We start from the raw sequence: 13,289 nt of genomic DNA, 5'->3' as shown, positions 1-13,289 counted from the left end.
TACCTCCTAACCTTCGCGCTCGCCGACGTAGAATGAACGGCTCCACTGCCACTGCACCCGTCGATCGTCCCTGTCCCAGTTCCGCAGGTCCCACAGAAGCTGCTCCCAGTCCACCGGAATCTCCTCGGACTTCAGCAGCCGAATCACCTGCCGCAGGTGAAAAAACAGGTCCTCAGCCGGGGCGGCCAGGAGGACATCAAGCCGCCGCTTGAGAGGCTCCGGAAGTCCTTCGTCGGAATCCAGAGTGCCGCCGGCGCGCTTGACAGCCAGCATCCGCAGAGACTCTCCGAGGTTGCGGCGGCGCTTTTCCAGTGCTTCCGGAGTGAAGGAACCCTGGTGTGTGGCGAAGAGGATGGCCACCATCAGGCGCCGCTGTACCTCCGCCCTGCTCACCCCGTCCAGAAACTGGGGCGGCACCACGCGGTAAAGTTCATAGAATTGGGCAGGCTCCAACAGGAGTCCCCGCCGCAGCGCGGCCAGCCGGGCGCGGTCCTTTCGTTCAGCCAGACCCTGGAGCCACGCCACGAAGGCACTACTCGCTGTCGCTGTCGTCGTCATCGCTGTCTCCCTCCCTGGTCATCGGAATGCGGGCGATGCGGCGGCCAAAGGCATCCTGGACGACACTCAGGACCTCCCAGGGAGCGCCGCTCCCCTGCTGGGCAGTGAGTGTGGCGTGAAACGCAGCGCTGGCGTTATCCTTCAGCCGGTCGTGCCACTCTTTCCGTACCACCGCGAAATCGCAGTCCGGGAGTTGGAAGAGCGCCGAGCGAAACGGCCCTTCCATCGCTGCCCAGTACCGCAGGACGGTGCCCTCGCCGCGTGCGACCGGCGCCACGGTGGGGGGCATTTTCACCTTGCCCGTCTGGCCGGTGTGCAGGTAGGTAACTGCATCGCGCAGACACTTACGGTCTGTCAACGCCCACACCAGCGCCTCCGTGGCCCGCCTCAGCAGGCTCTCCACCCACCGGGCGTCTTCCATCAGAATCCCGACCCGCTTCACCAGGGCCGGATCGTCGAGGATAGCCAGCGGCAAGCCGATCTCCTCGCGCCGCCACAGCTCGATCTTCGCCGCCAGCTTGGGGTCGGTGGTGAGCCCGCTCACGGCCAAAGAAACGGCCCTCGGCAACTCAATCGTCTCCAGCTCGATCTCACGCCGCCGGAGGGCCGCCAGCCATGAAAGCACTGTCAGACGGTCTTTGGTGCCCGTGGCTGACTGGAGCAGGACATGCGTGAGGTGCCATGCCGCGCGGTCCCTCTGCAGCCGGCGGGGCAGCCAGCCGGCGTTCTTCTTGTCATCCGGGAAGAAGTAGCACTTGCCCGGATCCACCGGACTGCCATCCTTCGGAAGGCAGTACCGCTGTGCGATCTGGCAGCCGGTCACCACCCGGCGCTCGGCGTCCACCACCAGGTGTATCCGACGGCTTTGCCACGTCAGGTAGTGAAGCGGCCCCCGCACGGTTGTCCCCTCCTTGACCGGCTCCGGCGGATTCTCCTCCTCCCAGAAGGGGCGATCCTCGCCGATCACGGGGGTGATGCGGTCCCAGTACTGCTGGGTCATCACGTTCAGGGCCAGCGTCTCGAACAAACTCTGGCCAACAATCTCCACTACAAACCCCTTGGTCAGCGGCGCGTCCATACGGTTAAAGGGCTTGCTTACCCCGCCGCCGACGGCAAACGCCTGGTGAGCCAGCAAGTAACAGGCGGCCCGGTCCAGCGGCAGTTCGGTGGCCCCTTCGACCCGCCCGTGGTCAAACAACGCCGGGTTGTTGCCCGAGGCGGCCTCCAGGGCCAGTGCGGCCACCGGGTGCACCTTCTCCCCCTCCATGAAGGGCACCTGGTAGAAGGGCCGGGTGGGATGCAGCAGGTCAAACTGCCCCTCCCTTCCCTTTCCATAGGCCGTGAGCGCATCCTCGTCGAAGCGGCCGGCCCGCCACAACGCCTCCCAGTCGGACGTGTTCCGCAGGCGGTGGGTCCGGTAGACCAGGGCCAGGAGCAGCCGGTGGAGGGCAACGGTGATCAGCGGTGAAGGATCCATGATTCCCCGCAGGGAATGGGCCTCGGTCAGTGCATCGGCAAGGGACACCTTCCGCACCACCCCCTCCAGCGTCTGGACGGGAATCCAAGGTTCCGTCCAGAGCGAGAATCCCGTCACGTTTCCACCTCCGTTTCCGCGGTCCGCTGGCGCAGGCCCAGTTCAGGGTGCAGCTCCAGCGGCAGGTCGGCTGTAAGACAGGAGCCATCTGGTGCAAAGTACAGCAGCCGGTGTCGACGCAGGTGAGCCGTGACCTCCCATTCGGGCGGCACGGGCAGGTCGAGAATCTGCTTCACCAGCGAAGGATTGAAACTCAGCCGGAGCGAGCGGCCCAGGAGCAGCTTCACCCCACGGGCGTCAGGCTTGCGGCCCAGGTCGAACGGTTCAGAGGCGTCCGGAGTCAGGTAGGCCTGTCCATCCCGCTGGTAGAGACAGACCACATCCACCGACGGCCCACCCAGGCGGGTCAGGGCCTGGTGGGCAGCATGCACCTCCTCATCGTCATCCGCCAATCCGACAGGGTCGTAATCGATGATCTGCACGTCCAGAGCAGGAATCTCGCGAATAGCTGCCTGGCGCCGCTTCCGCAGGTCCCCCTGGAACATCCGCCCACCCGTCTGCCGCCAGCGCTCCGCCAGTGCCGGCGGTAACCCTTCCGGAGGCGGGGTCGGCTGGTACACCGCTTCAATCAGCGCCTCCACCTCGTCAGGAATCACCAGTGCAGGCACGTTGCTGAGCGCCAGGTAGGAGCGCAGCAGCAGGTGTTCATCATAGACACGTGTGCTGGCCCGGTCGAACTCAGGCACGCCCTCCGGCGAGACAGGTGGGAGCAAGAGCCAAAGCTCCGGGGCGTCAAAGTGGCCGGGCCGATCGGACCGAGGGTGGCGCCACACCCGTCCACTGCGCTGGAGGATGAGGTCAACCGGAGCCAGTTCCGTGACCATCAGATCGAAATCGATGTCCAGGCTCTGTTCGATGACCTGCGTGGCCACGCAGACCATCCGCTGCGGGCGCTCCCCGTGCTTGCCAAAACGCTCCAGGACCATCTGTTCACGAAGCATCCGGTCATCGAACGGATACCGGGCGTGGAAGAGCATCAGTTCTTCAGGTGCGAAATACGCCTGCAGAGCGGTGAAAGTCTCCTGTGCACGGCCCACGGTGTTGCAGAGCACGGCAGCACAACCGCCGGGGGCAAGTCGTTCCCGCAGCGCGGCCATCCAGTCGCCATCGGCCGGGTTGAACTGCCTCAGCAGTACGGTGCGTCTGGGTGTTCCTTCGATGTGTACACCGCCGGCACCGTTTCCTGAAATCCAGGTGATCCGAGGGTACGGCGTGGATGAGCCATCCTCTTGATAGGCTCGCCCCAGGCCCCTGCTGAACGCGGCCAGGAGCTCACTGCGTGTGCTGGCGGGCAGGGTGGCGGAGAGCAGGATCACGGATGAGCCGCAGGCCGCCAGCCAGGTGAGCAGGTGTCCCAGCAGGGACTGCATGTAGGTGTCGTAGGCGTGGATCTCATCGAGCACAACGACCTTGCCGGCCAGACCGAACAGGCGGACAAAGTAATGCTTGATGTCGAGGGCTGCAAGCAGTGCCTGGTCGACCGTGCCGATGCCGAAAGGGGCCAGCAGAGCCTGCTTCTTGTGGGTGAACCATTCGGCCGCCAGCAGATTCGCCTCCGGATCAGCCCCGTCACCGATCAGCAGCGCGTCGGGAAGCGCCTGCCCGCGCCGGAGCAGCCGTGCAAAACTCGGGTTGAGATCCGCCCGTCCGTGGAGGAGTTGGAGGTTGATGCGCCGCTCCGGGAACCGGTTGGAGAGATACTGCGCTACCCGCTCAAACATCTGGTTGCTGGTCGCCATGGTGGGCAGGGCCACGTAGAACCCCTGCTGCCCTGCGGAAGCCTGCAGCGTGTTGGCCAGGTAGAGTGCGGCCTCGGTCTTGCCGCCGCCCATGGGATACTCCAGCAGAACCAGAGACGGTCCTTCCAACTGCTGCGCGATGGCCTCGACGTGCGACTGGAGCAGGTTGGGCAGGAAGTCGAAGAGTTCGTGGAAAGGCAGCGCCTCGACCCGCTCGGGCCGCTGGAACCAGCCCAGGTCGATGAGTGCCTTCATGGCCTGCCAGCGCGCCCGACGGGGATAGGCCGGCAGGCGCACATCATCGCCCACGAAAGGGAAATAGTCATGGTTGGAGCCAATCCAGTCAGCGACACTGGTCAACCCGGCCAGGCGGATCAGGAAGGCGTTGTCCGACAGGAGGTCGCCTGTGGGCACCGGCAAAGTGTCGACCTGAAGGATGTGTGCCAGCAGGGCTGCCAGCTCATCCTGGGCCTTGCGCCAGCGGTCGCCACCGACACTCTCGCGCACGTCATCCATCGTGATGGGATCAGGGAAAAGCCCGTGGTGCGCGCCAACGGCCCGACCGATGGCCACACCGTTCGCTTTCTTGATGCCCAGTCGGTGCAGGACGTCCCGCATACGGTAAGCGGTAATGAACCCATGCGGCACGGCTCGCCTGACTCCGGGAGGCTTGAAGCCCTCGGCCATTAGCCGCTCGGCGCCTTCGCGCCACTTGAAGGCGAAATGCGGGCTGGCCTTGCCGAGATCGTGAAGACCGGCGAAATAGGCGACCCATCGCCCGGCATGCTCGGGGTTGTCCAGGCCGAGGCTGGCCTGCATCTGCTCCTTGACCACCGGGGGAAGTATGTACTGCCAAAGCCGCAAGGCCACCATGGCCACGTCGATCATGTGGCAGATGAGCGGGTGCCAGGAAGGCTCACCCTCCTGCAGCGTGACGCCCCACCTGCCCTTCGTGGCCGTCTTGGCCCAGATGGCAGGGTACAGCATGTCTTTCCAATCCGCCGGATGGCGTTCGTCAGTTTCGGTGGCAACCGGCTCAGGAGGCGGATTTGGACGGCGGACCAGAAACAGGCCTTCCCACTCCTCAATCTGGCGAGTGGTATCGCCGTAGGACCGAATGGCGTAGCCCTGCTCGTTGTTGGTGTTATAAATCATCGTAACGCCGCCCGACTCCACCTCCTGGCAGGCCTTCTCATACAACAGATCGCGCACGGCGGCGGAAACGTTCCCGACGAAAACGCCCGCCTTGGGCTCGAGCATCCATTTGGAGAGCTCACCCCGCAGGCTCGGGGGCGCAGACTCCACGATCAACACGACCATGGGCTATTCACTCCCCCTGGTAGTTGTGGCCACCGCGCACGTCGCCGGCGGGATCCCACAGATCGCCGGGCCTGGCCGCATCCTCGTCGAACTGATCGGCGACAGCCTGATCAACCGGTTCGTCAAACAGGGCATCCAGGTCGGAAACAATGCGACCCAGCAGATCCTGCTGGGCAAAAAGATCTCGGCAGCGGTGGCGCACGCGCGACTCCAGGCGGTGACCACCTTTAGCCACCTCGATAAAGGCTGCGGGTATGGTCAGTTCGGTCTTATACAGGTCCGCGACATCGTAGACGAACGACAGCATTTTTCCTGTATGAATAAATCCAATGGCAGGCGAGTAGCCGCTCGCGACGATCGCCGCGTGGCAGACTCCGTACAGGCAACTGTTGGCGGCAGACAGCGCCCGGTTCAGGGGATCCGACGCGTCCCAATCCATACGGGAGTACGAGCGCCCGGTCCATTCGACGCCGAAGCGCGCTGCATTCTGCGCGTAAGCAGCCCGAACTCTCGCCCCCTCCTTGCCTCGAATCTGCCGAAGTGTCAAGTCCGGCGGCAAGGGTTCAGCAAACCGCATCTCGTACATGCGTCGGACAATCTTCAGCCTCGACTCCTCGTTGGCCCATAGGCGTGCCTGGCGTAAGAGACGGGCAGAACTGCGGGTCTCACCCATGCCCTGTGCATAGAAGCGCACACCTCGCTCACCGCACCATGCGACGAGACAACCGCTCTCTGCCATGGTGCGGATCGCGGCGTGGGTGACGGTCGTGCCGGGTCCGAGCATAAAGAGATTGAGGGAAGCACACGGGACATGTACCCGTCCCCTCTGGTCGTGCAGGCAGATTCCTTTGTCCTCCTGGTCAATGCGGGCATGCTCAACGTACAAGTAGCTCCAGCTGTCCCGTACTTTCGGCAGGATGCGAAGGTTTCGCATGGCCACCCCCCCGGCATGCTGCTCCGTGGTGAACAGTATAGAGGGCTCAAGTGACAAGGGGCTGTCACTTGAGTGACGGAATTTCTCGGGAAGATTGGGCTTGTGCTCTCTATTACCGCAACTTACTACCTCAATTTTCCGGTCGTCTCCGGTCTTTTCGGTACCAGTCACATGTGTCATTCGTCGTCGAGTACATCACCGAAGGGAACACCACCGGCGTAACGGGTGGAGTGAATCTAGTAGCCCATCTGGTGCCCAAGTATCCACTAAGGCGAGTTACATCCATCACCCCCACGCGCCTGCGAACGACGTGTCCGCCCGGGTCTCACGGATGTTGAAGTCTGGTTCACCCTCACACGCGTGGGGACGACTGAATGAGCCAGGTGGCAGGCGAGACTTCCGGACGGTTCACCCCCACACGCGTGGGGACGACAACGGGATGCCGATGCTGGCCCAAGTGCCCTATCGGTTCACCCCCACACGCGTGGGGACGACCCAGTTTCACTGCAGCGTTTTCGCTCATGCCGCGGTTCACCCCCACACGCGTGGGGACGACCCTGCCGAGTACGTCGCCCGTTTCCGGGCTCACGGTTCACCCCCACACGCGTGGGGACGACTCACAGGTGCACCAGACATGACAGCATCCCTCCGGTTCACCCCCACACGCGTGGGGACGACTTTGAACCGCGGGGAACGGTCCCCTTGGACGGCCGGTTCACCCCCACACGCGTGGGGACGACAGATCCCGCGCGCTCACGTGCATTGGAGTTGCCCCGCTTTCGTGGACACGATTATGGTTGCGATGTCACGCGGTTTCGCTTGCTTTCGCATCTTCTTGGGCCCGCGCTTCAAACTCCATCGGTGACAGGTAGCCAAGCGCCGAGTGACGTCTGCGCCGGTTGTAGAAGACTTCGATGTACTCGAAGATCGCCAACCGCAGGCTTTCCCGGGTCGGCCAACTCTGCCGATCAAGCAGTTCGGTCTGCAGCGTGGCGTAGAAGCTCTCGGCAACGGCGTTGTCAAGGGCATCGCCGACGGAACCCATCGATCCCTGGATTCCTGCTTCTTGCAGGCGACTTGTAAAGAGTAGGGACGTGTACTGGCTCCCGTGATCCGAATGGTGAATCAGCGGTGCCTTCGGCTTACGCCGCCAGACTGCCATGTTTACGGCCTCGACCACAAGTTCGGCTGTTGCACGGTCTCCCATAGCCCAACCGACTACCATCCGTGAAAAGAGATCGAGTATAACAGCCAGGTAGAGCCACCCCTCTGCGGTTCGGTGCTGTGTCAAATCTGCAACCCAGACTTGGTTGGGAGCATCGGCAGTGAAGTTCCGCTGAACCAGATCCGGATACGGTTCCCGTTCGGGATCGCGCCTTGTGCAACCGTGAGGCCGGCGGCGATAGATGCCCGCAATGTTGACCTCACGCATCAGGCGAGCAACACGCTTCCGGGAGCATCGAACTCCGTATTGCAGCGCCAGCTCGGCGTGGATCCGCGGCGCACCATAGGTCCCGCGGCTGTCTTGGTGGATCTGGATGATCAACTGCCGCAGCACCGCATCCTCCTGTGCCCGGGCAGAGGGCTTCCGCGCTCGCCATGCATAGTACCCACTCGTGGAAACACCCAGCACCCGGCACAGGGTCCTTACCGCATGGTTGGCCCTTTCTCGTTCAATAAAAGCGAAGACATCTACCGACTTCGGCTTGCCTCCTGTGCAAAGTAGGCTGCGGCTTTTTTTAGAATCTCGCGCTCCTCTTGCAGGATGCGAACCTCACGACGCAGGCGGATTAGCTCCTCCCGTTCCGATTCGCTCAAAGCTGCAGCCTGGCTGGCACCCGCCTCGGCCTGACGCCGCCATCTCCGAAGCGTCTCGGACGAGATTCCGAGTTCCTTCGCGACCTGGGCCAGGGTCTTCCCACTCTCCTTGGCGAGGTTAGCTAGACGAACGGCCTCTGCTCTGAACTCCGGAGGATACCCGCCGTTCATAACATTTCATCCCCTTTCGGTTTCTACCCCACATGTTGGAGTGTCCACCGAAACGGGTCAAGCTCACACCCCGAAGGGCGGTTCACCCCCACACGCGTGGGGACGACGCACCGTCCCAAAACGTCGGCCAGTAATCCTCCGGTTCACCCCCACACGCGTGGGGACGACTCGTCGTCCATGACGCTCGTGGCCCGCATGTCCGGTTCACCCCCACACGCGTGGGGACGACATCTGGATCGTGCCCTGTTTCAGGTCCACGTCGGTTCACCCCCACACGCGTGGGGACGACATGTCCACTCCGGACAGACCGCCCGGATCATCCGGTTCACCCCCACACGCGTGGGGACGACAGCTGCCCCGCCCGCCTGATGTACACCGGCCGCGGTTCACCCCCACACGCGTGGGGACGACGAACTCCGGCTCGAGCGTCGGCTTCCGCCCCGCGGTTCACCCCCACACGCGTGGGGACGACCGCGGCCAGGGGGTCGTCTTGGCCCACGAATTGCGGTTCACCCCCACACGCGTGGGGACGACTTTTGCCACGGGCACAGGGGGCGAAAGTCTCACGGTTCACCCCCACACGCGTGGGGACGACCGCGGAGGTGGGGCCTTCTTCGTCCTATTCGGCGGTTCACCCCCACACGCGTGGGGACGACTCCGTGCTCACCGACTGAGTATAGCTCGCCGCCGGTTCACCCCCACACGCGTGGGGACGACACGTCCAAACAACGGGAAGCGATGATCCTTCATCGGTTCACCCCCACACGCGTGGGGACGACCCACAGCGCCCGGCCAACATGTCTTTACTTCAGCGGTTCACCCCCACACGCGTGGGGACGACTTGTCCTCCAGCCACTCCAACAGGGCCGTGGTCGGTTCACCCCCACACGCGTGGGGACGACGCATGAGGCGGGCTATCCGCAATCTGCTTACCCGGTTCACCCCCACACGCGTGGGGACGACGCCAGGCCGGAGAGCATGGTAGACTTGCCGTTCGGTTCACCCCCACACGCGTGGGGACGACGAGTCAGTGAACACCTTCAGGGCCTCCGAAACCGGTTCACCCCCACACGCGTGGGGACGACGCGTTGTTCAACGGCTCTACGTCATCCAGCGGCGGTTCACCCCCACACGCGTGGGGACGACGGGCCTTATCTGCTGGCAGGGCTGCTGATCGGCGGTTCACCCCCACACGCGTGGGGACGACGCCCGGCTTTACTCCATGCCCACAGCAGGCGGCGGTTCACCCCCACACGCGTGGGGACGACGGCGGAGGTGAAGTGATTACCATCGTTCCCGACGGTTCACCCCCACACGCGTGGGGACGACACTAACGAAACCCGCATGGGACAAGGCCCGCTTCCGAAAAGAAGGGTTCTAGTATCAGTTCAGCAAGCGCCAAACCATTCCCCCATCAACTTAATACTCCGCCAACTCCTCCTTCCCCTCCCCCTCTACCTCACCACCACCGACTGCTCCCCCACAATCCGCGCCAGCGCATTCACCAGCGACGGCGTCACCGTCACCCGCAGGTGCTCGTGCACCTCGATCCACTTGCCCTCCGGCTCCATCTTGATCCGCACCCGCGTCGGCCCCGGGTGGGCCCGCAGCACCCGCTCCACCCGGCGCATCATCGGCGAGTCCTGATCCCGCGCCGGTACGCGCAGATAGACGAACTTGGGCTCTGGCGCACCGGGCGTCTCCCGCACGGGCTCCCGGGCGGCTTGCGAGCCCGGTTCCTGAGCGGCTAACCTCACGTCTTGCCGCCGGGCCTGGCCGGCAGCCGCACGCTGGGTCTCCCGCCCGGCAGCCTCCACCGGCTCCGGCGGCCGCGGCCGCCGGGGCCGTTCGTCGTCCCGGAGCAGGCTCACCTCGTCCGCCAACAGCTTCACCTCGTCCTCCTGCACCTGCAGCCGGCCCCGCACCAGCAGCGGGTGCTCCTCCCGCAGCAGGCGGGCGCAGGACTGCAGCACCCGCGGGAAGACCACCACCTCCACCTGGCCGGTCTGGTCCTCCAGCGTCAGGAAGGCCATGTTGGCGCCGGAGCGGGTCGTCACCTGCTTCAGCCCGGCCAGCATGCCCCCCACCGCCACCTTTGCGCCGTCCCGCTGCTCGGGCAGCGCCGCGACCGGCAGGCAGCCGTGCACCGCCAGGGCCGCCTGGTACTGCCTGAGCGGGTGGCCCGACACGTAGAAGCCCAGGACCTCCTTCTCCATCGCCAGCAGCCGCTGCGGCGGGAACTCCGGAATATCCGGCAGGGGCTCCGCGCCGCCGCTGCCCGGGGCCGCAACCCCCAGGTCGAAGAGCGAGATCTGCCCGGCCTGCCGGTGACGCTGCAGCTTCTGCGCGTCCTCCAGAATCTGATCCAGCGCCTCCAGCAGCTGCGACCGGTAGGCCGGCCTGCCGCCGGGCGGGGCCACCCGGTCGAAGGCCCCGGCCATGATCAGCGACTCCAGCGCCCGCCGGTTCAGAGGGCGCAGGTCCACCCGCTCGCAGAGGTCCCGGAGGCTGGTGAAGGGTCCCCCCTCCTCCCGCGCGGCCACAATGGCCTCCACGGCGTTCGTGCCGATGTTCTTCACCGCCGCCAGGCCGAAACGGATCTTCCTACCGTCGGGTACGAACCGGGCGAACGAGGTGTTCACGTCCGGCGGCAGCACCTGAATGCCCAGCCGGCGGCACTCCTCCATGTAGAGCGCCAGCTTCGCCTCCTGCCCCATCACCGAGTTCATCAGCGCGGCCATGAAGGCCACCGGATGGTGCCGCTTCAGGTAGGCGGTCTGGTAGGCCACCTTGGCGTACGGGGTCGCGTGGCACTTGTTGAAGCCGTAGTTGGCGAAGCGGATCATCTGGTCATAGAGCGCCGTGGCCACCTCATGGCTGTAGCCCCGCTCCTCCAGGGCCTCCATGAAGAGGCGGCCGTACTTCTCCATGTCCTCCCGCTTCTTCTTGGCGATGGCCCGGCGCAGCAGGTCGGCCTGCCCGAGGGAAAGCCCGGCCAGCCGGTGGGCGATCTGGATGATCTGCTCCTGGTAGACCATCACCCCGTAGGTCTCGCTGAGGATCGGCTCCAGATCCGGGTGCAGGTACTGCACCGCGTCCGGGTTCTGCTTGCCGGCGATGTAGTCGGGGATGTGCTCCATCGGCCCCGGCCGGCAAAGCGAGATGGTGGCGATGATGTCCTCGAACCGGGTCGGCTTCATCTGCCGCAGCACGTCGGCCACCCAGCCCGCCTCGATCTGGAAGAGCCCCAGGGTCTCGCCCCGGGCAATCATGGCGTAGGTCTCCGGGTCGTCCATGGGGATCTTTTCGATGTCAAACCCGGGCTCGTACTCCCGCACGTACTTCACGGCGTGGTCGATCACCGTGAGGGTGCGCAGGCCCAGGAAGTCCATCTTCAGGAGGCCGATCTCCTTCAGTTGGTCCATGTCGAACTGGGTGACGATGGCGTCGTCGCCCATCTTGTACAGCGGCACGTGCTCCACCAGCGGATCGGCGGTGATGACCACCCCGGCGGCGTGGACCGACGGGTTGCGGGGCATGCCCTCCACCGCCCGGGCGGTGTCGATCAGGAGGCGAATCTCCTCCCGCTCCTGGTACAGGGCGCGCAGCTCCTCGGTCTTCTCCAGGGCGCTGTCCAGAGACTGGCCCCACGGCAGCAGCTTGGCCACCCGGTCCACCTCACCGTAGCTCATGCCGAGAGCCCGGCCCACGTCCCGTACTGCCGCCCGGGCCGCCATGGTGTTGAAGGTGATCACCTGGGCGACGCACTCCGCCCCGTACTTGTTATGGACGTACTCGATGACCTCGCCGCGCCGCTCGTAGCAGAAGTCGATGTCGAAGTCGGGCATGTCCACCCGCTCCGGGTTCAGGAACCGCTCGAACAAGAGGCCGAACCGCAGGGGGTCGACGTCGGTGATGCCCAGCACGTAGGCCACCAGCGACGACGCTCCCGAGCCCCGCCCCGGCCCCACGGGAATGGACCGGGAGCGGGCGTACTCCACGAAGTCCCACACGATCAGGAAGTAGCCGGCAAAGCCCATGCTGATGATCACGTTCAGCTCGTGCTCCAGCCGCTCCATCGCCCCCTCGGGCGGCTTCCCGCCATAGCGCGGCCCGATGCGCTCATAGCAGAGCTTGCGCAGGTATCCCGGTGCGTCGTAGCCGGGGGGCAGAGCGTAGTGGGGCAGGTGGATCTGGCCCAGGGGCAGCTCCACGTTGCACCGCTCGGCGATGGCCAGGCTGTTTTCCAGCGCGCCGGGGATGTGGCCGAAGCGCCAGTACATCTCCTCGGCCGACTTCACGTACATCTCGTTGGTGTTCATCCGCATGCGGTTCGGGTCGTCGACCGTCTTGTTGGTGCCGATGCAGATGAGCACATCCTGGGTGCGGGCATCCTGGGGGCCCAGGTAGTGGGCGTCATTGGTGGCCACCACCGGCAGCCCCTGCTCCAGCAGAAAGCGGTTGAGCCCCTGCTGCTCGGGCAGGCCCAGGTCCTGCAGCTCCAAGAAGTAGTGGTCGGGCCCGAAGATCTCCCGGTAGCGGCCGATGGTCTTCCTGGCCTCCTCCGTCTGGCCGGCCAGCACTTTCTGCGACACCTCGCCGGCCAGGCAGCCCGAAAGGACGATCAGCCCCTCCCGGTAGGTGTTCAGCAACTCCAGGTCGACCCGGGGCTTGTAGTAGAAGCCCTCGGTGTAGCCCGCCGAGACCAGCTTCACCAGGTTCTTGTAGCCGGTGTAGTTCTCGGCCAGCACCGTGAGGTGGTAGGGCTTCTCGCCGCCGGTCTTCACATGGCGCGAGCCGGGGGCCACGTAAAGCTCGCAGCCGATGATCGGCTTCACCCCGTGCTTGCGCATCGCATTATAAAAAGGAAGCACGCCGAAGAGCACGCCGTGGTCGGTCATGGCCATCGCCCGCATGCCCAGCTCGGCGGCGCGCCGTGCCAGGGGCTCGATGCGGTTGGCCCCGTCCAGCAGCGAGTACTCGGTGTGCAGGTGCAGGTGCACGAACTCCGGGCGGCCCATCTCTCCGTCACCTCGCTCGTTGCGGCAATGATTCGCCGCACGCCCCGACCGAACCTGCATTCGTCTGTAGTCTGGCCAGCAGGCCCAGCCAGAGATCTCGAGGGTCACCCGAATCATGGCGCCACCTCCTTTCA

At 64.9% G+C, this 13,289-nt stretch carries 6 protein-coding genes and 2 CRISPR repeat arrays; all 6 genes read right to left on the bottom strand.

Translation table 11 applies throughout. The features are described 5' to 3' along the window. Window positions 1-6 precede the first annotated feature (6 nt). Window positions 7-558 carry a type I-E CRISPR-associated protein Cse2/CasB gene (gene casB / locus ACZ45O_RS17665; protein WP_464854820.1) on the bottom strand — a complete coding sequence of 184 codons (552 nt, stop codon included), beginning with the start codon at window positions 556-558 and terminating at the stop codon, window positions 7-9. Next, entirely contained in the window at window positions 533-2,152 is a 1,620-nt protein-coding gene (casA, locus tag ACZ45O_RS17660) for a type I-E CRISPR-associated protein Cse1/CasA (RefSeq protein ID WP_464854818.1), read from the bottom strand. The genes casB and casA overlap by 26 nt, the downstream gene beginning before the upstream one ends. Next, entirely contained in the window at window positions 2,149-5,211 is a 3,063-nt protein-coding gene (gene cas3, locus ACZ45O_RS17655) for a CRISPR-associated helicase Cas3' (RefSeq protein ID WP_464854816.1), read from the bottom strand. Before cas3 ends, casA begins: the two co-directional genes overlap by 4 nt. 7 nt (window positions 5,212-5,218) lie before the next feature. Further along, window positions 5,219-6,145 (bottom strand): type I-E CRISPR-associated endonuclease Cas1e, encoded by a 927-nt coding sequence (gene cas1e / locus ACZ45O_RS17650; protein WP_464854814.1) that lies wholly within the window; start codon window positions 6,143-6,145, stop codon window positions 5,219-5,221. A gap of 342 nt (window positions 6,146-6,487) precedes the next feature. Continuing rightward, window positions 6,488-6,885: direct repeats of the CRISPR family, unit length 29 nt; unit sequence CGGTTCACCCCCACACGCGTGGGGACGAC. Window positions 6,886-6,950: 65 nt separating this feature from the next. Further along, a protein-coding gene (locus tag ACZ45O_RS17645) for an IS3 family transposase (protein ID WP_464854813.1) occupies window positions 6,951-8,134 on the bottom strand; the annotation gives its coding sequence in 2 pieces (ribosomal slippage) (window positions 6,951-7,876 and window positions 7,876-8,134; 1,185 coding nt in all). A 77-nt stretch (window positions 8,135-8,211) separates the two neighbouring features. Then, window positions 8,212-9,463: a CRISPR direct-repeat array (repeat unit 29 nt; unit sequence CGGTTCACCCCCACACGCGTGGGGACGAC). A gap of 125 nt (window positions 9,464-9,588) precedes the next feature. Then, the gene (locus ACZ45O_RS17640) at window positions 9,589-13,155 is read right to left on the bottom strand and encodes a DNA polymerase III subunit alpha (RefSeq protein WP_464854812.1); all 3,567 of its coding nucleotides are present in this window, start codon (window positions 13,153-13,155) and stop codon (window positions 9,589-9,591) included. Between the last annotated feature and the right edge of the window lie 134 nt (window positions 13,156-13,289).

It is taken from the genome of Symbiobacterium turbinis (assembly GCF_055383075.1).
Note: the sequence above shows the minus strand (reverse complement) of the source record. Positions and strands in the feature narration are given on the sequence as shown.

Coding starts and splice junctions, on each gene's coding strand:
- casB (WP_464854820.1), bottom strand. CDS start 558: ATGACGACGACAGCGACAGCGAGTAGTGCCTTCGTGGCGTGGCTCCAG.
- cas3 (WP_464854816.1), bottom strand. CDS start 5,211: ATGGTCGTGTTGATCGTGGAGTCTGCGCCCCCGAGCCTGCGGGGTGAG.
- cas1e (WP_464854814.1), bottom strand. CDS start 6,145: ATGCGAAACCTTCGCATCCTGCCGAAAGTACGGGACAGCTGGAGCTAC.
- ACZ45O_RS17640 (WP_464854812.1), bottom strand. CDS start 13,155: ATGGGCCGCCCGGAGTTCGTGCACCTGCACCTGCACACCGAGTACTCG.